Below are 19,699 nucleotides of genomic sequence, written 5' to 3' on the forward strand. Positions count from 1 at the left end.
TGGATGAAGATCATCATCCTCGGCGCCGGACAAGTAGGCGGCACGCTGGCGGAACACCTGGCCAGCGAAGCCAATGACATTACCGTGGTGGATACCGACGGCGAACGCCTGCGCGATCTCGGCGATCGCCTGGACATCCGCACGGTGCAAGGTCGCGGCTCGTTCCCCACGGTGCTGCGCCAGGCCGGCGCCGATGACGCCGACATGCTGGTGGCGGTGACCAACAGCGATGAAACCAACATGGTGGCCTGCCAGGTCGCCCACACCCTGTTCCACACCCCGACCAAGATCGCCCGGGTGCGCGAGGCCGCCTACCTGACCCGTGCAGGCCTGTTCGACAACGATGCGATCCCGGTGGATGTGCTGATCAGCCCGGAACAGGTGGTGACCAACTACATCAAGCGCCTGATCGAGCACCCCGGGTCCCTGCAGGTGATCGACTTCTACGAGGGCAAGGCCCAGCTGGTGGCGGTCAAGGCCTACTACGGTGGCCCGCTGGTCGGCCAGCAACTGCGCCAGTTGCGCGAACACATGCCTAACGTCGACACGCGAGTGGCGGCGATCTTCCGGCGCGACCGGCCGATCATGCCCACCGGCGACACGGTGATCGAGGCCGACGACGAGGTGTTCTTCATCGCCGCCAAGGCCCACATCCGCGCGGTGATGAGCGAGATGCGCCGACTGGAGGAATCCTACAAGCGCATCGTCATCGCCGGTGGCGGGCAGATCGGCGAGCGCCTGGCCGAGGCCATCGAGAGCCGCTACCAGGTCAAGATCATCGAAATGAACCCGGCCCGCTGCCGGTACCTCTCCGATACCCTGGACAGCACCGTGGTGCTGCAGGGCAGCGCCTCGAACCGCGACCTGCTGCTGGAAGAGAACATTGCCGACGCCGACATCTTCCTGGCCCTGACCAACGACGACGAGGCCAATATCATGTCCTCGCTGCTGGCCAAGCGCCTGGGCGCGAAGAAGGTCATGACCATCATCAACAACCCGGCCTATGTCGACCTGATCCAGGGCGGCGACATCGATATCGCCATCAGCCCGCAGCTGGCCACCATCGGCACCCTCCTGGCCCACGTGCGCCGCGGCGATATCGTCAGCGTGCACTCCCTGCGCCGGGGCGCCGCAGAAGCCATCGAGGCGGTCGCCCACGGCGACGCCAAGTCGAGCAAGGTGATCGGGCGCGCCATCGAGAACATCGGCCTGCCACCGGGAACCACCATCGGCGCGGTGATCCGTGACGAAGAAGTACTGATCGCCCACGATGACACGGTGATCGAAGCCGGGGACCACGTGATCCTGTTCCTTGTGGATAAAAAGCATATCCGCGACGTGGAGAAGCTGTTCCACGTGGGCCTGAGTTTCTTCTGACCGAATGCGGTCTTGTCCACAGGAGTGACGACAATGCTGGAATCGCTGGAAAAAATGCTCGCCAAGGGTGTGGATAACCCCCTGCTGCGCTTCGGCCTCGGCAAGGGTTACCTGGACCAGGGAGAGTGCGCCAGGGCGGCCGAACACCTGCAACAGTGCGTGGCGCTGGACCCCAAGTATTCCGCAGCCTGGAAACTGCTGGGCAAGGCCTTGCAGGGGCAGGGCGATGTGCAGGCGGCACGCCAGGCCTGGGAGCAGGGCCTGGAAGCGGCCCGGGCCCAGGGCGACAAGCAGGCGGAGAAGGAAATGACCGTGTTCCTCAAGAAGCTCGAGCGCCTGGCCAAGGGCTGAACAACAGCCTGTAATCCCTGGTGCTGGCTGCGAGCGAGCGGAACGTCGGTGAAGGCGCTCGACACCGCCACCCCTCGGTCATTTTCGCAGCCTCTAGGGCTCGGCAGCGGCGACAGGGCCGGGCTCAGAGGTAGCGCAAGGCGATGCCTTCGGCGTCCACCTGCACCACTTCCATGCGCACCCGGGGCGCGGCCACCGGCAGCCCCTGCACCTGGCCGTAGACCACCGCGCCCTTGGGCAACCGCGCCAGCTGCGGGCTTTGCACATAAACCCCGCTGGCCGAGAGGTTGCGGGTCTGCCCCAGGCATTCACCGAGGCTTTCGTGGGAAATCTTGATACGGAACGACTTGCGGTGATCGGACATCTTCTGCGCCCTTGTCCAGTGTCCTGTGGATAATCCCTGAACGATGTTATCCACAGATCGTGTCGGCTCTGTCAGTACCAGCGCGCCTCGCCCGGCGGACGTTTCTTGAAGCGTTTCATGCTCCACATGTACTGGCTTGGATACGCAGCCACATAACGCTCGACCACCTTGCTCATGGCCGCGCAGGAGACTTCGGTGTCGGTGCTGTACATGTCCTCTGGAGCCGCCTCGAGGATCACCTTGTAGCCCGAGCCGTCGGGCAGGCGCAGGGCGTGGAGGAATACCCCGACCGCCTTGCCGCCGGCCAGCATGTTGGGCACGAACTTGCTGGTCAGGGCCTGGGTGGCGAAGAAGGGCACGAAGATCCCGGCGGATTCGGCCGGTTCAGGGTCCGCGGGAATGCCCACCGAGCCACCTTTGCGCACTTCCTTGATGACGCTGAGGATGCCTTCCTTGGTGGAGGCGGCCACGCGGTTGCCCAGCTGTACCCGCTGCTTGCGCAGCAGTTCGTCCACGGCCTTGAGCTTGGGTGGACGGTAGAAAATGATCGGTTTGCACTGGCTGCAGTAGAAGTGGTTGAGCACTTCCCAGTTGCCCAGGTGGCTGGTGATGCCCACCACGCCCTTGCCTGAAGCCAGCGCCTCCTTGAGCACCTCAAGGCCCTCGACTTCCCGTACCAGGGCGATGGAGCGCTCCGCCGGCCAGATCCAGGCACAGGCGCTTTCGGTCAGGGACTTGCCGATGTCTTTCAGGCTCTGTCCCACCAAACGCTCGCGTTCGACGGGGTCCATCTGTGGAAAACACTTGGCCAGGTTGATCCGCACCACGTCGCGGGAGCGGTTGGGCGTCTTCCACATGATCCAGCCAATGGCCGCGCCGACGGCCTGCACTGCGCGCCAGGGCAGCAAGGCAAACAATCGCAGGGCTCCCACCAGCAGGGCGCCTTTGAACTTATCCACAGATGACTCCTGATCTCTTGGTCATGGCCTAGTCGCAGCCGGCTATTCTAACCGGCCATCGGCGCCTGTGCGAAAACGCCTGGCGTGGCGCTCATGGCGCCGGGGAGCTCATGCTTGGGTAGCGATCGCAGTCGCGGGTGTGGTCCATGACCATCCCCGAGGCCTGCATCAGGGCGTAGCAGATGGTCGGCCCGACAAAGGTGAAACCGGCCTTGCGCAGGCCACGGCTCATGGCCTCGGCCTCGGGCGTCACCGCCGGGACTTCGCTGCGGTCGGCGAAATGGTTGATCTTCGGTACACCGCCAACGAACGACCAGAGGAAGGCCACCGGATCGTCCAGCTCCAGCCAGGCCTGGGCATTGCGCCGTGCGGCCTCGAGCTTGAGGCGGTTGCGGATGATGCCCGGGTCGAGCATCAGCTCGTCGATCTCGGCATCGCTCATCTGTGCCACTCGCTGCACGTCGAAGTCGAACAGCACCTGGCGATAGCGCTCGCGCTTCTTGAGCACGGTGATCCATGACAACCCGGCCTGGAACCCTTCGAGCAATAACAACTCGAACAAGCGCTGCCCATCCCGCAGCGGCACGCCCCACTCCTGATCGTGATAAGCCATGTACAGCGGATCTTCGGTACACCAAAAGCAGCGTGGCATAAGGCTCCAGGGGGCGTGTGCAGGATTGAATCGGGTATACTCCCGCTCCTTAAATCGCAGCCCAAGTAACAGGTGAATTTCGTGAGCCAGCCTACGCCAGCCGTGCGTACCTTCCAAGACTTGATCCTCGCCCTCCAGCAGTACTGGGCCGAGCAAGGTTGTGTGGTACTTCAGCCCTACGATATGGAAGTAGGCGCCGGCACTTTCCACACCGCCACCTTCCTGCGGGCCATCGGCCCGGAAACCTGGAACGCCGCTTATGTGCAGCCCAGTCGTCGCCCGACTGACGGCCGCTACGGCGAAAACCCCAACCGCCTGCAGCACTATTACCAGTTCCAGGTGGTCCTCAAGCCCAACCCCGAGAACTTCCAGGAACTCTACCTGGGCTCGCTCAAGCACGTGGGCCTGGACCCGCTGGTGCACGACATTCGTTTCGTCGAGGACAACTGGGAATCGCCGACCCTGGGCGCCTGGGGCCTGGGTTGGGAAGTCTGGCTCAACGGCATGGAAGTGACCCAGTTCACCTACTTCCAGCAGGCCGGCGGCATCGAGTGCTACCCGGTGACCGGCGAGATCACCTACGGCCTGGAACGCCTGGCCATGTACCTGCAGGGCGTCGACTCGGTGTATGACCTGGTCTGGGCCGACGGCCCGTTCGGCAAGGTCACCTACGGCGACGTGTTCCACCAGAACGAAGTGGAGCAGTCGACCTACAACTTCGAACACGCCAACGTCGAAAAGCTGTTCGAACTGTTCGATTTCTATGAAAGCGAAGCCAAGCGCCTGATCGAGCTGGACCAGCCGCTGCCGTTGCCGAGCTATGAAATGGTGTTGAAGGCCTCCCATACCTTCAACCTGCTGGATGCACGCCGGGCCATCTCGGTGACCGCGCGCCAGCAATATATTCTGCGTGTCCGCACCCTGGCGCGTTCCGTTGCGCAAGCCTACCTGCTGGCCCGTGCCAAGCTGGGCTTCCCGATGGCGACCCCGGACCTGCGTGATGAAGTGTTGGCTAAGCTGGAGGCGGCACAATGAGTGCGCAAGATTTCCTGGTTGAACTGGGCACTGAAGAACTGCCACCCAAGGCCCTGGGCACCCTGGCCGAGGCCTTTCTGGCCGGCATCGAAAAAGGCCTGCAGAGCGCTGGCCTGAGCTTTGAAGCCAAGCACGTCTACGCCGCGCCACGGCGCCTGGCGGTACTGATCACCCAGCTGGCGACCCAGCAGCCGGACCGCAGCGTCAACCTCGACGGGCCGCCACGCCAGGCCGCCTTCGACGCCGAGGGCAACCCGACCCAGGCCGCCCTGGGCTTTGCCAAGAAGTGCGGCGTGGACCTCAGCGAGATCGACCAGAGCGGTCCGAAACTGCGCTACAGCCAGAGCATCCAGGGCAAGCCGACCGCCAGCCTGCTGCCGACCATCGTCGAGGATTCGCTCAACGACCTGCCGATTCCCAAGCGCATGCGCTGGGCCGCACGCAAGGAAGAGTTCGTGCGTCCGACCCAGTGGCTGGTCATGCTCCTGGGCGATGAGGTCATCGACTGCACCATCCTGGCCCAGAAGGCCGGCCGCGACTCCCGCGGCCACCGCTTCCATCACCCGGAAAACGTGCGCATCACCGCGCCGGCCAACTACCTGGCCGACCTGCGCGCCGCCTACGTGCTGGCCGACGCCAACGAGCGCCGCGAGCTGATCAGCAAGCGCACCGAGGAACTGGCGCGCATGCAGGAAGGCACCGCCATCGTCCCGGCGGACCTGCTGGACGAAGTCACCGCCCTGGTGGAATGGCCAGTGCCGCTGGTGTGCTCGTTCGAGGAGCGGTTCCTGGAAGTGCCCCAGGAAGCCCTGATCACCACCATGCAGGACAACCAGAAGTACTTCTGCCTGCTGGACGTGGATGGCAAGCTGCTGCCGCGCTTCATCACCGTGGCCAACATCGAGAGCAAGGACCCGCGCCAGATCGTCGAGGGCAACGAGAAAGTCGTTCGTCCACGCCTGACCGACGCCGAGTTCTTCTTCAAGCAGGACAAGAAGCAGAAACTCGAGGACTTCAACCTGCGCCTGCAGAACGTGGTCTTCCAGGAGAAGCTGGGCAGCGTCTACGACAAGGCCGAGCGGATCTCCAGGCTGGCGGCCTTCATTGCCCCGCGCATCGGTGGCGACGCCCAGCGCGCGGCCCGTGCCGGCCTGCTGTCCAAGTGCGACCTGGCCACCGAGATGGTCGGCGAGTTCCCGGAAATGCAAGGCATCGCCGGCTACTACTACGCCCTCAATGACGGCGAGCCGGAAGATGTGGCCCTGGCCCTGAACGAGCAGTACATGCCCCGTGGCGCCGGCGCCGAGCTGCCCAGCACCGTGACCGGTGCCGCCGTGGCCATTGCCGACAAGCTCGATACCCTGGTGGGGATCTTCGGCATCGGCATGCTGCCAACCGGTAGCAAGGACCCCTACGCCCTGCGCCGCGCGGCCCTGGGTGTACTGCGCATCCTGATCGAGAAGAAATTCGACCTCGACCTGAACGAAGCCGTAGCCTTCGCCGTCAGCGCCTTCGGCACCAAGGTCAAGGCTGCCGGCCTGGCCGACCAAGTGCTGGAATTCATCTTCGACCGCCTGCGGGCCCGTTACGAAGACGAAGGCGTCGACGTGGCCACCTACCTGTCGGTGCGAGCCCTGAAGCCGGGTTCAGCCCTGGACTTCGACCAGCGCGTCCAGGCCGTGCAGGCGTTCCGCAAGCTGCCGGAAGCCGCTGCCCTGGCCGCGGTGAACAAGCGCGTTTCGAACCTGCTGAGCAAGATCGAAGGCAACGTGCCGACCACCATCGAAGCCAAGTACTTCGACAACGCCAACGAGTTCTCCCTGTACTCGGCGATCCAGCAGGCGGACCAGGCTGTCCAGCCCATGGCCGTGGCGCGTCAGTACAGCGAGACGCTGGCCCGCCTGGCCGCCCTGCGCGAGCCCGTGGACGCCTTCTTCGAGGCGGTGATGGTCAATGCCGAAGACGCCAATGTTCGGGCCAACCGCTACGCGCTGCTGGCGCGCTTGCGTGGCCTGTTCCTGGGCGTGGCTGACATTTCGGTACTGGGCTGACAGGTAGGGAACTGCGGTGAAACTGCTGATACTCGATCGCGACGGCGTGATCAATTACGACTCCGATGCCTATATCAAATCGGTAGAGGAGTGGATGCCGATACCCGGATCGATCGAAGCCATTGCGCAGTTGAGCAAAGCCGGCTGGACGGTGGCGGTCGCCACCAACCAGTCCGGCATTGCCCGCGGCTACTACGACCTGGCCACCCTCGATGCCATGCATGCGCGCCTGCGCGAGCTGGTGGCAGAGCAGGGTGGCGAGGTCGGGCTGGTCGTCTATTGCCCCCATGGGCCCGACGAAGGGTGCGCCTGTCGCAAACCGAAACCGGGCATGCTGCTGAACATTGCCGAGCATTACCAGGCAGAACTGACAGGTTTATGGTTTGTCGGTGACAGTCTCAGTGACCTGGAAGCAGCCAAGGCCGTCGATTGTCAGCCCATATTGGTAAAGACCGGAAAAGGCGAAAAGACCCTGGGGAAAACCCTACCGGTAGGCACCCTGATTTTTGACGACCTGGCGGCCGTTGCCGCTGAACTTATCCACAACTAGGCCCCTTCTGGCATCCTGACCAAGGACCGTTCGGGAGAGCGCTTTTTAAAACGGGCCATGCCCGCAATGGTAAATGCCGCTATGTCGATCCTGCAGGCCATCAGAACCTTTTTCTTTTACCTGCTGTTGGGCACCAGTTCCTTGCTGTGGTGCTCCCTGAGCTTTTTTATCGCGCCGTTCCTGCCATTCAAGGCGCGCTATCGCTTTATCAATGTCTACTGGTGTCGCTGCGCGCTGTGGCTAACCAAGGTATTCCTCAACATCCGAGTGGAAGTGAAGGGCGCGGAAAATGTCCCCGAGCGCCCTTGCGTGATCGTTTCTAACCACCAGAGCACCTGGGAAACGTTTTTCCTCTCGGCCTATTTCCAACCCTTGAGCCAGGTGCTCAAGCGTGAACTGCTGTATGTACCGTTCTTCGGCTGGGCCATGGCCATGCTGCGCCCCATTGCCATTGATCGCGACAACCCCAAGGCGGCCCTCAAGCAAGTGGCGAGCAAGGGCGACGAGCTGCTCAAGGACAATGTCTGGGTACTGATATTCCCTGAAGGCACTCGCGTGCCCTATGGCCAGGTCGGCAAATTCTCCCGCAGTGGCAGCGCCCTGGCAGTGAATGCCGACCTGCCGGTCCTGCCGGTGGCCCACAACGCCGGCAAGTTCTGGCCCAAGACCGGCTGGAGCAAGCGCCCCGGAACCATCACCGTGACCATTGGTGCCCCCATGTATGCCGAAGGCAGCGGTCCCCGGGCCATCGCCGACCTCAACGACCGTGTGGCGGCCTGGAATGAACAGGCTCAGCGGGATATGGGCTCATTGCCACCATTGGACGTTGCTGCGGATAAGATGGCTGTATGAGCTTCTGTGGATAACCTGTGCACGGCTTTTTCAAAAGCCGCTGAATTACCGGTTTAACTCACTGATTTATATATATATTTCAGAAGCTCATAAAATATCGAAAAAGGTGCATAAGTTTTGCACCTGGAAAAACCGGCCACCCTGCCTGATGCCAGTCAGTGACGCGAGATGATCCCTTGGAGGAGCAGCCGGTCGACGCTCGATTGCTCGCGAGGGTCGTTAAAGGTAGCGCGTGTTTACTGGATAAACGCAGCGCTCTGACGTCCATCGCGAGCAAGCTTCGCTCCTACAATTTCCCTAACTGACTGGCGTTAGCCACGCTGCCGGTTTTTTTCGCCTGGGCAATTCCCCTGCCGTCACTCCTCGAGCAAGGGCAATTCGAGGATGAAGCAGGAACCCTGGCCCACCACGCTGTGGCAGCTGATACGCCCCTGGTGCCGGTCCATCACCGCCTTGACCATCGACAGTCCAAGGCCCAGCCCCTCGATGCCCTTGGCCGAGGCGAAGCGCTGGTACTGGCCGAACAACTGGGGCAAGTCCGCAGCGGCAATGCCCCGGCCTTCGTCGCTGACCTGGCAGCGTAGCCAGCCCTCGGCACAATTGACCTGCACGCTCACCGTGGAACCTTCGGGGCTGTACTTGATGGCATTCTCCAGCAGGTTGAACAGCGCCCGGGTCAGCAGGGACTGATCCGCCAGCACCAGGCTTTCGGCCTGTTCATCCAGGCTGTGACGCAGATGGATGTGCTTGAGCTGAGCCAGGGTGTTGGCCTGGTCGAAGGCGTCCAGCACCAGCATGGCGAACATGCTGGGTTCGAACTGATAGGCCTCCGATTCGGCCTTGGCCAGTTGCACGAAGGCTTCGGTCAGTGCCAGTGCCCGGCGTACTTGTTGCTCGATCTGCCCATAGACCTGCTTGGGCAGCGACGGCTGGCGCTGCTGGACATCCAGCAGCGCGAGGATCGCCGAATGCGGCGCGCGCAGGTCATGGGACAGGAACCGCAGGAGCACCCCGCGCTGCTGTTCGGCGTCACGCTCGACACTCAGGTCGGTCAGGCTCAACAGCCAGCCGAGCGGCGTTTCGCTGTCGACCGGCAATAACGGCGCCAGCTCGACCCGCAGGCTGCGCTGCTGAATGTCACGAAACTCCACCGCGGGCAACTGTGCCAGGCTGGGGTACGACGCCGGTTCAGCCAGGCCCGGATAACCCAGGGCTGCCAGTTGCGGCAGTAACGGGTGGCCCACCAGCGAATGGTCGAACACTTCACGGGCGTTGCGGTTGGCCAGCAGGATCCGGCCCTCGGGGTCGCTGATCAGGGTCGCCACCGGCAGGCATTCCAGGCCATCGGAAATGAAGCGCCGGGTATCCCGGGTTCGGCCCAGGGCCTGCTCCAGGGCCACGATCTGCCCTTGCAGCACATCTCCCATCGGCGCCTGGCTGCGTCGGCGCTCAGGCAATACCTTGGGTTCGCTGTCCAGGCGCTGCAGCTCCCAGCCAAAGTAGGTCAGGATCACCTGCAGGCGTCGCCAGTTCCAGATCAGGTACGCCAGCAACATGCCCAGGAGGCTGGCTACCGGCGACCACCAGTAGCCCAGGCGCAACATCGCGACCGAGCCCACTAGCGCCAGGCCCATGCAGCCCAGGGTTATCCACAGGGCGTGGCGCGGACGCCACAGCAGCAACCCGAGCAGGGCGGCCGTCAGAGTCATGGACAGCAGCACTCCCGGCCACTGTCCCAGCGCCACCACGCTACGGTGCTGCAACAGGCCGTTGAGCAGGTTGGCCTGGATCTCGACGCCCGGGGTGGTGCCCTGGCTACCGGATTGCGCAGTGACATAGCGGTCACCCAATCCCGGAGCCGTGGAGCCCACCAGGATCAGCCGGTCCCGCAGCAACTCCGGTGGGACTTCGCCACGCAGCACGCTGACATAGGGCACGCTGGGAAAACCTGCGGCCTTGCTGATGAAGGGTATGCGCACCGGGTTGGCTCGCAGCCAGCCCCGAGCCACCTCCGGCTGCCCGTTACCCGGCATCCGCGGCGCCAGCGGGTCGGCCTCGGTCAGCTGGTACAGCAGCCAGGTCAATTGCGCCCGTGGCGCTTGTTGCGGGCCTTCGCGCAAATAGACGCTGCGCACGGTGCCGTCGGCATCGGCCTCGGCATTGATATGACCCAGGCCTCGGGCACAGTTGCGCAACGGCGGTACCGGCAACAGTTCGCCCAGGTCCTGGCCATAACGGGCCACGCCTTCGCGCAGTACCGGCAGGAACACATTGCCGGCACGGCACAGGGCGGCGGCCAGGCGGGTGTCGTTTTCCACCGTGCTACCCGGCTCGCTGAGGATCACGTCGAACAGCACGCCCTTGGCACCCGCGGTGGCCAGGCGGTCCAGCAACTGGCCATGGATCGCCCGTGGCCAGGGCCAGCGGCCCAGTTGCTGGAGACTGTAGTCGTCGATGGTCACCAGCAGGATCCGCGAGTCCACCGGCAGCGGGGTGAAGCGCCGCAATTGGTCATAGAACAGGTTGTTCAGGGCCAGGCCATGGCTCAGGGACAACGCCGCCGTCAGTGGCAGCAGGAGCAGGCTGACCCACAGCCATTCGCGCACCAGGCGGTGGAACAGCTGCTGGGCCTGGGTCGGTTCCCGGCCATCGCGGCGACGGCGCCAGGGACTCATGGACGACTCGATGACGGGTTACTGGACACGGGTGTTTCTGGGGTAATAGAAAATGTCATAGACCCCGGTTTCTCCTTCCAGGCCGTGCTCGTCGAATGCCGAGAGGCGTACATGATAGAAAAACGCCTGCAACCCGGTGAAGTTGACTTTGGGGGTGCTGGAAAACTGCTCCTGCTTGATGTTCAGGAAGTCCTTGTCGGTGGCCACCTGGGCTCGATAACGACGGGCGCCCGGCAGGGGTTCCAGAATCAACTGCCACACGGGCAGGGGGCCCATCTGCCCCGCCTGCCCCAGCAGCCGAGGCGCGGCCAGCAGTTCCACAGGCTTGAGTTCGCCTTCCTTGCGAATTCGCATGCCCTGGCGCGCCATCACCTGCACTTCGCCTGGCAGGGGGCCGGCCGGTTTATCCACAACCTGCTTGCCGCGACGCAACGGTTTCTTGTCGGGGGTCTCTTCGTCCCGGTTCACCGCCACCTGGCCATTGAGCACTTCGACCAGGGACTGTTCATCGTCATTGCGCACCCGGAAGTGGGTGCCGCGCACACCCAGCACGCCAACTGGCGTCACGATCTGGAAGCGATCATGGTCGCTGGTGCGCTTGATCACGTAGGACTCGATCTGGCCCTGCTGCAACACGACCTGGGGAATGCTGTACTGGTTGTTCAGTTGCAGGGTGACCTGGGAACTCGATGGCAACACCACGCGCGAGCCGTCTCCCAGGGACAGGCTGACAAACGCCGAAGGTGACGTCTTCACGCCTTCCTTCTCGTCGATGTCCATGCCTTCTTCCAGGGCTGTCTCGCGACCCTTGGCATCCAGCTTCCAGGCTTCGCCAGTCAGGTGCTCGACCGTGGCCGGTAGTGGCTGGCCACGGCATTGCTGGTTGTCATCGATGTAGGGCAGGCGCTTGGCCGGGGAGATCGCGGCGCTGGCCACCGTGCCGGACAAGGCCAGTACCACGCCAAACAAGAGCGGGGCGCACATGGCCCGGTGGCGAATAGGCAAGTAGGTCATGAGTTCATCGGGTCCGTGGTCGCGCTCTTCTGGCGTCCGTGCCATTAGAACTAGATTGTTGGCGTTCTGGCCATAGCTCTCTATCGAGACCGGTCCACAGCCTTTCATTCCAACTGGAACGGCACAACCGCTCTGAAGCGGTTGTGCGTTCATGGGGTGATTCACCAGTCGGGGTAGAGCCCCTTCCGGCATTTGGGGTTAATCCCGGTCAGTGGCGATCAAGCGATAGGCCAGAGCGCCAAGGCCTGCACCCAGCATCGGAGCCACCCAGAACAGCCACAGCTGGGACACCGCCCACTCTCCGGCAAAGAATGCCACAGCGGTACTGCGGGCCGGGTTAACCGAGGTATTGGTGACTGGGATGCTGATCAGGTGGATCAATGTCAGGGTCAGGCCGATGGCGATCGGAGCAAAACCCGGAGCCGCCCGCTTGGACGTGGCGCCCAGGATGATCAGGAGAAACATTGCCGTCAGCACCACTTCAGTCAACAGGGCCGCGAACATCGAGTAGCCGCCGGGCGAGTGTTCGCCGTAACCGTTGGCGGCAAAACCAGCCGAAGCGTCGAAACCGGCCTTGCCGGAGGCGATCAGGTACAGCACAGCGCCGGCTGCCAGGCCGCCGAGGACCTGGGCGACGATGTAAGGCAACAGACGGTTACCCGCAAAGCGCCCGCCCAGCCACAGGCCTACCGAGACCGCCGGGTTGAGGTGGGCACCCGAAATAGGGCCCAGGGCATAAGCCATGGTCAGCACGCTGAGACCGAAAGCCAGGGCGACCCCCAGGTAACCAATGCCGAACTGTGGAACGCCGGCAGCCAATACGGCACTGCCACACCCGCCCAGGACCAACCAGAACGTACCAAAGAATTCCGCGCCGAGTGTTTTCATCAGAGGCCTTCACAGATATTTGAAATAAAGGGGGGAGTATCTAGATCGCCGGGAGTCGACGAAGAGGGGGGAAGACACATCCGTGTGTCGAGTATTACGTCCTGAGGAGGCACTCCCTGTTTTCCCCTGTACGGCAAATCGAAGCGAGCTTCGGTCCGCAGCCGCCAAACCGGCGGATGACACTCCCTGTGTCGGAGCACTTCCGATTGCCCCCGTGTGCCACTCAGCGAGTGCGAATTTACCGGGCGCACGAAGCCTGGTGTCGCTTTGCAATATTTGTTCAGAATTTTCAGGTCCATGGTTAAAAAACCCAGCGCTGCTGTTCCTGATACACCAGCGCGGGTGCCGACGGCGGAATGCTTGCGGGGGCAAATCCCCGCGAACCGCTGAGGTCGGCCGGGCTCACCGAGGGACTGAAGTACCGCTGGACCGGCAGGTCGTAGTGAGGGGGCGCCGGCACGGCGGTGACGGTAGAGGAAGCCTCAAAACTCAAGAGCGCAGCAACCGACAGCGTGACGAGCTTCACCAGCCCCGCTCCTTCGGAAATCTTTCTCCACCCCATATCCACTCTTCCCGACATGTTGCCCATGGCCCTTTTCCTTGCTCGTTCGAGCCGGTATCGTCCTTCAATGAATTCGGCGCTGAGGGTCCTCCCAACAGCTACCGGCTATTTGATATCAGCGTACCGAGGGAGCCGTGCTCCTAGAGCAATTCGCCACAATTGTTCAGATTCGGCTCTGGGGCCTAAACTTCTCCCCAGCCCGAGGCGCGCACAGCCCAGCCTCGGGCTGACTCCCGACCCCTAAGGACCTGCCTCGCATGCGTGTCGCGATACTGGATGACGAACCCGCAGAACTGGCGCGGGTAGAACAGACACTGCGAGATATTCCCGGCCCGGGCGAACAACCCTGGACCGTGCACCGTTTCGAGCGGGGCGAGGACCTGCTGCGTCAGTTGCGGCGCGAGACCTTCGACCTGCTGATCCTCGACTGGCAGGTACCGGACCTGAGCGGGCTGTCGCTGCTACGCTGGACCCGCGAACACCTGGACTCGCCGCCGGCCGCCATCATGCTCACCAGCCGCGATGCCGAGAGCGATATCGTCCAGGCCCTCAACACCGGTGCCGACGACTACCTGAGCAAGCCGTTTCGCCCCAATGAGCTCAAGGCCCGGGTCAACGCGGTGCTGCGCCGCCATGGCCTGCAACGCAACAACAGTGAAGAAGTGCTGAACTTCAACGACCTGTCCTTCGACGATGCCGAACTGACGGTAACCCGGGCCGGCGTGCCCATCAGCCTCACCGAGCGCGAGTACCGCCTGGCCCGCTGCCTGTTCGCCAACCTGGGCCGCCCGTTGTCCCGAGAATACCTGTACGAACGCTTCTGGACCCATGAGGAAATCCTTTCCTCCCGGCCTCTGGATACCCACATATACCGGCTGCGCAACAAGCTGGGACTGACAGCAGATCGGGGCTGGCAGTTGCTGACGATCTACGGCTACGGCTACCGGCTGGAAAGCGTCACGTCGCCTGGCGAGCAGGACAACTGACTGCTTGCCGCAAAAAACGGCTTGATATCATTCCGGGTCCTGCCAGACATCTTCATAGCCCGCGCGGTCGATGATGAAACGCGTCCCGCTCGGCAGATACAGGTAGTCGATCACCTCCGGCAGCAGCTCGACCAGGTGCTCGGCGCACAAAGGTTGGTAGAAATCCGCAGCGCTGGAATGTTCGCCGCAGTGGATAAACCAACTGACCGTACCGTTCTGCGGCAACTCGATCCGGGTGCCATAGATGGGCGAATGCGCGAGGGAGCCGGTGGCCAATGCAATCATCGGCTCCGGGGCCTGGGGAGCGAGGTCGTAGCGTTCACAGATAAGCTGCTGTCTTTCGTTCATTGGTCCAGCCATCAAGGGAAAATCGGGAGAGTCCTGCCCAGCGCAAAGACCTGTTCGAGTGCAACTTCATCATCGCTGTCACCGTCCTCGAGACACCTGAAGCGGCGCCCCCGCAGTGCCGGTTCCAGGCAGTCGTGCAACGCCGCGGTGCGGAACAGCAGTTCCATCCAGAGCGCCTGGTCGCTCTCCAGGGTCAGGCGCAGATCATGGTCGGCGCGGCTGCCCAGGCCTGGGTCCTTGAACTCGACGACCTGGTCTGCAGCCCGCACACAATCCGCACTGGCGCGCAGCTTATCCATGACCTGCCGCGCGCCCAGCGGCTCATCAAACACCAGCCGATATTCGTAGCTCATGTTCGTCTTCACTCCTTCGCCGTCAGCTGTCCAGCCACCAGTTGAGCAAGGTCTCGTCATCGGTGTCATCGAGATTTTTATAGATGTTGGCGTAGTACCACTCAACGCCTGTGGTCTCGCGGAAGCGATTGAAGAACAGGGCGATGTTGTCCATGCCATTTCGCGCTGGCACCGACAATGTCAGATTGCCCTTGTAGCGCCCATCAAGCATGCCGCCCAGTTCGGTCGCCACATCCGCCGCCAGGACAGCGATATGTTCTTCCGGAATGTGAGCCGAATAGATGTGGATGCAGAAATTGCCGCCACGCTTGAGCACCACGGCCGGGACCTGGGGATCCTTGATCGAGATGATGTCGCCCTTGGCCAGGTTCAGCGCCAGCCCCGGTGAGTAGAGAATCTCGTAACTGTCCTCATCAATGCGCCGGACATGCAGCGGCTCATAGACCGGGCCGCGGCTGTTCTGCCCTGCGACAACCCGAATCGATATTTCCTGGTGTTGATCATCCATAACAAGTTTCCGAGCGATTACTGTTTACCAAGGGTGGAAAGTGCCGAGCCGGCACCGGAAAACGCCACAAGCTATCCATCGTCTTCCAGGGTTGCGCAGAAACAACTCTCAGGCCATTCGACAGTCATGCTTCAACTTCCAGTGAAGCCAGCGAAGAGCACTCGTTCATGCGCGCAGGCTCAATGGCCCCGTGCTGTAAACAGGCATCTTCATAGGCGATATGTTGGTCGTCAGTGATGGAGGACAGGTAGTGGTCAATTGCGGAAAAACTGACCTCGGGCGCGATATCCACCGTGAACAGTGACAAGCCCCGGGTAACCGTACACTGAGCACCGAGGCTGCGCAGGTGCTGCACAATACCGGAGCGCTCTGGCTCGCGCTCGGCAAAAACCCGCAACGTCGAGTGCCCGGATTGCCGTACCACGCCAGTAGCGATCAGCTCATGGGCATCGGCACGAGTCAGCACCCAGTCACCTTTGCTCACGCCGTAGAGATAGTAGGGCGTGTTGTCCAACTGGTAGACACCTGCGCCCCGTTGAATACCCCACAGCGACTCATACTCAACCGGTGGATAACCGTCGGCATCGGTGGTGAGTTTGAAAATGATCTTGTGAAACTGAGCTGTCGAGTTATCCATTCGATCTCACAGAGGCGCCGCCATGGGCCTCATGAACTGTCCGTAAAAGAAGTTTTCCTCGAAGGAAAATATGACCTCTGCACTGCCCGACATGACCAGGGCCGTATTCTCATCGGACGGGTAGAAAAAGTCGTCCCAGCATTTTATAAAAATATCCCTGGGCACCTGTGCTGCACAGCGCTTGCCCCAGAACAGCCAGAGCCAGTCCTCACCCTCTAGGACCTTCTGGAAAAACCTGGCGCCGTCAGCCCGACGCTTGAAATCCAGGGTGGTCGTTTCGCTGACCAGGAACGTCCCGGCGCTGACGCTCATCAGGTGCGAAACCGGAACCCACTCATCCCATAGCGCCTGGGACTGCGCCTGCTGGTACAAACACAGACGCTGTTTGTCGCTATCGGACAACCCACAATCCCGAGCATTGAACCGCCAGGCAATGGGGTAGCGTTGCTCATCAAAAAGGTAATGCTGCCTATCCATGCATGCCAAACCTCAGAACGGATGGGCCCACTGACGAGGCACTATCTGGTGGATCAACAGGGCGCTATCGGGCGTGGGCTGGTAGCGGAATGTCGATACCTCGCTGTGCGGCGACAGCAGTTGAAGGCGCAGACAAGCCTGTGGATCAAACCGGTCGACCCCATCAAACAGCACCAGCGCGTCGCTTGACCAATCAATACTCAATCGCTCGATCAGGGTCAGTGAACCAAGCTCAAGCAGCTCAAGCTGCGCCAGCACCTCGGCCTCGGATGGGGCGCACATCCAGCGGATAATCAGCAAGGCATCGTCTGCCGTGGCAATCGCCGTGTCCAAAGGCTCGTCACCCAGGACAAGAGTGTCGCCATCGACACACTCAAGCCGGCCAGCATAGTCATCAATCTGGCACGCCCTGTGGTAATCCGAGGGATCGCCTTCGAGGCCACGCCACATACCGGCCAAACCTTCCCCCATCACCACCAAGGGGCCACCGGAACTGGACAGCCATGGAGAAATCTTGAATCGACTCATAGGCTCCTTGCCTTCCTGTTGAGCAGAACAGCTACATGAACCACAGACAACGCCATGATGTCCGCGCAAAAAAAAGCCAACGCTAGGCGTTGGCTTTTGAGGTGCCGCTGCGGATCAGAAGTCCAGGTTGGACACTGCCAGGGCGTTGCTTTCGATGAAGTCGCGACGAGGCTCGACCGCATCACCCATCAGGGTGTTGAAGATCTGGTCGGCGCCGATGGCGTCTTCAATGGTCACCTTGAGCATGCGGCGCATGCTTGGGTCCATGGTGGTCTCCCACAGTTGATCCGGGTTCATTTCACCCAGTCCTTTGTATCGCTGGATGGTGTGGCGCTTGGTGCTTTCGGCCATCAGCCAGTCCAGGGCTTCCTTGAACTCGGTCACGGCCTTCTTGCGCTCACCGCGCTGAACATACGCGCCCTCGTCCAGCAGGGTGCTCAATTGAGCGCCCAGGGAGACGACCGTCTTGTAGTCGTTGCTGCCGAAGAAGTCGCGGTTGAAAGTGACGTAGTTCGACAGGCCGTGGGAGATCAGCTCGACCTCCGGCAGCCACACATTACGCTCACGGTCTTCGCGCAGGCTGGCCTTGTAGACCAGACCGGACTTCTCGGAGGTGCGCAGGCGGGCATCGAAACGGGCCAGCCAATCCTGCATCGCTGCGTGATCGGACAGTTGCTCCAGGGTCACGGCCGGCAAGTAGATGAAGTGCTCGGTCAGCTCCTGCGGGTACAGGCGGGACAGGCGCTTGAGGGTCTTCATCACCATGCGGAAATCGTTGACCAGGCGCTCCAGGGCTTCGCCGGAAATGCCAGGCGCGTCTTCGTTCAAGTGCAGGCTGGCATCTTCCAGAGCCGACTGGGTCATGTAGTCTTCCATGGCCTCGTCGTCTTTGATGTATTGCTCTTGCTTGCCTTTCTTGACCTTGTACAGCGGCGGCTGGGCGATGTAGATGTAGCCACGCTCGATCAGCTCCGGCAACTGACGGAAGAAGAAGGTCAGCAGCAGGGTACGGATGTGCGAACCGTCGACGTCAGCATCGGTCATGATGATGATGTTGTGATAACGCAGCTTGTCGATGTTGTACTCTTCGCGGCCGATGCCGCAGCCCAGTGCGGTGATCAAGGTGCCGACCTCTTGCGAGGAGATCATCTTGTCGAAGCGGGCTTTCTCTACGTTGAGGATCTTGCCCTTGAGCGGCAAGATCGCCTGGGTCCTGCGGTTGCGTCCCTGCTTGGCGGAACCGCCAGCAGAGTCACCTTCCACCAGGTAGAGTTCGGACAGGGCAGGGTCCTTTTCCTGGCAGTCCGCCAGTTTGCCCGGCAGGCCGGCGATATCCAGCGCGCCTTTACGACGGGTCATTTCACGGGCTTTACGCGCCGCTTCACGAGCACGAGCAGCGTCGATCATCTTGCCCACCACCAACTTGGCTTCGTTGGGGTTTTCCAGCAGGAAGTCGGAGAAGTACTTGCCCATCTCCTGTTCGACAGCGGTCTTCACTTCGGAAGAGACCAGCTTGTCCTTGGTCTGGGAACTGAATTTCGGATCAGGCACCTTCACCGAGATGATTGCGGTCAGGCCTTCACGAGCATCGTCACCGGTCGTGGCAACCTTGTGCTTCTTGGCCAGGCCTTCGGCTTCGATGTAGGTGTTCAGGTTACGAGTCAGGGCAGAACGGAAGCCCACCAAGTGGGTGCCGCCATCGCGCTGTGGAATGTTGTTGGTGAAGCACAACAGGTTCTCGTTGAAGCTGTCGTTCCACTGCAGGGCGATTTCCACGCCAATGCCGTCTTCACGCTGGATGTTGAAGTGGAACACCTGGTTGACCGCTGTCTTGTTGGTGTTCAGGTATTCAACAAACGCCCGCAGGCCACCTTCGTACTTGAACAGCTCTTCCTTGCCGGTGCGCTCATCCTTGAGGATGATGCCGACACCGGAGTTGAGGAAGGACAGTTCACGAATCCGCTTGGCCAGGACGTCCCAGCTGAAGTGGATGTTCTTGAAGGTTTCAGCCGAAGGCTTGAAGTGGATCTGGGTACCAGTGGTTTCGCTGTCGCCAACGATCTTCATCCGCTCTTGCGGAACACCGTGGACATAGGTCTGTTCCCAGATCTTGCCGCTGCGGCGCACAGTGAGGATCAGCTCTTCGGACAGGGCGTTCACTACCGACACACCTACACCGTGCAGGCCGCCGGATACCTTGTAGGAGTTATCGTCGAACTTACCGCCGGCGTGGAGCACGGTCATGATGACCTCTGCCGCCGAGACGCCTTCTTCTTTATGCACATCTACCGGGATGCCGCGACCATTGTCGCGAACGGTAATGGATTCGTCCGGGTGGATGATAATGCTGATGTCGTCGCAGTGGCCGGCCAGCGCTTCGTCGATGGAGTTATCGACCACCTCGAACACCATGTGGTGCAGACCGCTGCCGTCATCGGTGTCACCAATGTACATACCGGGACGTTTGCGTACGGCATCCAAACCTTTCAGCACCTTGATGCTGGTCGAGTCGTACGTATTTTCTTCGCTCAT

At 61.7% G+C, this 19,699-nt stretch carries 20 protein-coding genes and 2 pseudogenes; 8 read left to right on the forward strand and 14 right to left on the reverse strand.

The genetic code is table 11. The features are described 5' to 3' along the window. The first annotated feature begins 3 nt into the window (after positions 1–3). A complete protein-coding gene (gene trkA / locus LGQ10_RS19025; RefSeq protein WP_226522883.1) occupies positions 4–1,377 on the forward strand; it encodes a Trk system potassium transporter TrkA in 1,374 nt (457 codons plus the stop codon). A gap of 33 nt (positions 1,378–1,410) precedes the next feature. Next, entirely contained in the window at positions 1,411–1,728 is a 318-nt protein-coding gene (locus LGQ10_RS19030) for a tetratricopeptide repeat protein (protein WP_058437864.1), read from the forward strand. Positions 1,729–1,852: 124 nt separating this feature from the next. Here LGQ10_RS19030 and LGQ10_RS19035 read toward each other — a convergent pair whose 3' ends face one another. From LGQ10_RS19035 to LGQ10_RS19045, 3 genes are all read right to left on the reverse strand, one after another. After that, positions 1,853–2,092: a PilZ domain-containing protein gene (locus tag LGQ10_RS19035; RefSeq protein ID WP_058437862.1), complete on the reverse strand. Its 240-nt coding sequence runs from the start codon at positions 2,090–2,092 to the stop codon at positions 1,853–1,855. 71 nt (positions 2,093–2,163) lie between these two features. Next, positions 2,164–3,051 carry a lysophospholipid acyltransferase gene (locus LGQ10_RS19040; RefSeq protein ID WP_058437860.1) on the reverse strand — a complete coding sequence of 296 codons (888 nt, stop codon included), beginning with the start codon at positions 3,049–3,051 and terminating at the stop codon, positions 2,164–2,166. Positions 3,052–3,142: 91 nt separating this feature from the next. Beyond that, positions 3,143–3,703 (reverse strand): DNA-3-methyladenine glycosylase I, encoded by a 561-nt coding sequence (locus LGQ10_RS19045; protein ID WP_226522884.1) that lies wholly within the window; start codon positions 3,701–3,703, stop codon positions 3,143–3,145. 81 nt (positions 3,704–3,784) lie between these two features. On the opposite strand from LGQ10_RS19045, the gene glyQ reads away from it, so the two are divergent. From glyQ to LGQ10_RS19065, 4 genes are all read left to right on the forward strand, one after another. After that, entirely contained in the window at positions 3,785–4,738 is a 954-nt protein-coding gene (gene glyQ / locus LGQ10_RS19050) for a glycine--tRNA ligase subunit alpha (protein ID WP_003177094.1), read from the forward strand. Continuing rightward, positions 4,735–6,789: a glycine--tRNA ligase subunit beta gene (gene glyS / locus LGQ10_RS19055; protein WP_058436795.1), complete on the forward strand. Its 2,055-nt coding sequence runs from the start codon at positions 4,735–4,737 to the stop codon at positions 6,787–6,789. The genes glyQ and glyS overlap by 4 nt, the downstream gene beginning before the upstream one ends. A 16-nt stretch (positions 6,790–6,805) precedes the next feature. Next, positions 6,806–7,339, forward strand: a complete 534-nt coding sequence (gmhB, locus tag LGQ10_RS19060; protein WP_058436794.1) for a D-glycero-beta-D-manno-heptose 1,7-bisphosphate 7-phosphatase — start codon at positions 6,806–6,808, stop codon at positions 7,337–7,339. 81 nt (positions 7,340–7,420) lie between these two features. Beyond that, the gene (locus tag LGQ10_RS19065; protein WP_226522885.1) at positions 7,421–8,191 is read left to right on the forward strand and encodes a lysophospholipid acyltransferase family protein; all 771 of its coding nucleotides are present in this window, start codon (positions 7,421–7,423) and stop codon (positions 8,189–8,191) included. A 356-nt stretch (positions 8,192–8,547) separates the two neighbouring features. On the opposite strand, the gene LGQ10_RS19070 is transcribed toward LGQ10_RS19065, so the two are convergent. The 4 genes from LGQ10_RS19070 to LGQ10_RS19085 all read right to left on the reverse strand — a co-directional run bounded on the left by LGQ10_RS19070 (position 8,548) and on the right by LGQ10_RS19085 (position 13,357). Then, complete coding sequence (locus LGQ10_RS19070) at positions 8,548–10,866, reverse strand: CHASE2 and HATPase_c domain-containing protein (RefSeq protein WP_226522886.1); 2,319 nt, start codon at positions 10,864–10,866, stop codon at positions 8,548–8,550. Between the two features lie 18 nt (positions 10,867–10,884). Next, positions 10,885–11,880, reverse strand: coding sequence for a FecR domain-containing protein (locus LGQ10_RS19075; RefSeq protein WP_226522887.1), 996 nt, complete (start codon positions 11,878–11,880; stop codon positions 10,885–10,887). A gap of 198 nt (positions 11,881–12,078) precedes the next feature. After that, positions 12,079–12,768 carry an aquaporin Z gene (gene aqpZ / locus LGQ10_RS19080; RefSeq protein ID WP_058438991.1) on the reverse strand — a complete coding sequence of 230 codons (690 nt, stop codon included), beginning with the start codon at positions 12,766–12,768 and terminating at the stop codon, positions 12,079–12,081. A gap of 301 nt (positions 12,769–13,069) precedes the next feature. After that, a complete protein-coding gene (locus tag LGQ10_RS19085; protein WP_226522888.1) occupies positions 13,070–13,357 on the reverse strand; it encodes a hypothetical protein in 288 nt (95 codons plus the stop codon). Between the two features lie 230 nt (positions 13,358–13,587). On the opposite strand from LGQ10_RS19085, the gene LGQ10_RS19090 reads away from it, so the two are divergent. After that, positions 13,588–14,316, forward strand: coding sequence for a response regulator transcription factor (locus LGQ10_RS19090; RefSeq protein ID WP_058436717.1), 729 nt, complete (start codon positions 13,588–13,590; stop codon positions 14,314–14,316). A gap of 27 nt (positions 14,317–14,343) precedes the next feature. On the opposite strand, the gene LGQ10_RS19095 is transcribed toward LGQ10_RS19090, so the two are convergent. Beyond that, positions 14,344–14,664, reverse strand: coding sequence for a hypothetical protein (locus LGQ10_RS19095; RefSeq protein WP_226522889.1), 321 nt, complete (start codon positions 14,662–14,664; stop codon positions 14,344–14,346). Positions 14,665–14,675: 11 nt separating this feature from the next. Continuing rightward, a complete protein-coding gene (locus tag LGQ10_RS19100) occupies positions 14,676–15,017 on the reverse strand; it encodes a hypothetical protein (RefSeq protein WP_058436719.1) in 342 nt (113 codons plus the stop codon). On the opposite strand from LGQ10_RS19100, the pseudogene LGQ10_RS31625 reads away from it, so the two are divergent. Then, a pseudogene (locus tag LGQ10_RS31625) lies at positions 15,016–15,168 on the forward strand (hypothetical protein); the annotation flags it as partial. The gene LGQ10_RS19100 and the pseudogene LGQ10_RS31625 sit on opposite strands and share 2 nt — an antisense overlap. Here LGQ10_RS31625 and LGQ10_RS19110 read toward each other — a convergent pair. From LGQ10_RS19110 to gyrB, 5 genes and pseudogenes are all read right to left on the reverse strand, one after another. Beyond that, positions 15,136–15,525: pseudogene (locus LGQ10_RS19110) on the reverse strand (DUF4265 domain-containing protein); the annotation flags it as partial. The pseudogenes LGQ10_RS31625 and LGQ10_RS19110 overlap by 33 nt on opposite strands. Positions 15,526–15,649: 124 nt before the next feature. Then, positions 15,650–16,162: a DUF4265 domain-containing protein gene (locus LGQ10_RS19115; RefSeq protein WP_226522890.1), complete on the reverse strand. Its 513-nt coding sequence runs from the start codon at positions 16,160–16,162 to the stop codon at positions 15,650–15,652. Between the two features lie 6 nt (positions 16,163–16,168). After that, the gene (locus LGQ10_RS19120) at positions 16,169–16,639 is read right to left on the reverse strand and encodes a hypothetical protein (protein WP_226522891.1); all 471 of its coding nucleotides are present in this window, start codon (positions 16,637–16,639) and stop codon (positions 16,169–16,171) included. Between the two features lie 12 nt (positions 16,640–16,651). Then, positions 16,652–17,167 carry an Imm21 family immunity protein gene (locus LGQ10_RS19125; protein WP_058436722.1) on the reverse strand — a complete coding sequence of 172 codons (516 nt, stop codon included), beginning with the start codon at positions 17,165–17,167 and terminating at the stop codon, positions 16,652–16,654. Between the two features lie 114 nt (positions 17,168–17,281). Further along, positions 17,282–19,699: a DNA topoisomerase (ATP-hydrolyzing) subunit B gene (gyrB, locus tag LGQ10_RS19130; protein WP_226522892.1), complete on the reverse strand. Its 2,418-nt coding sequence runs from the start codon at positions 19,697–19,699 to the stop codon at positions 17,282–17,284.

It is taken from the genome of Pseudomonas sp. L5B5, assembly GCF_020520285.1.
In the GTDB taxonomy this organism is placed as follows: domain Bacteria; phylum Pseudomonadota; class Gammaproteobacteria; order Pseudomonadales; family Pseudomonadaceae; genus Aquipseudomonas.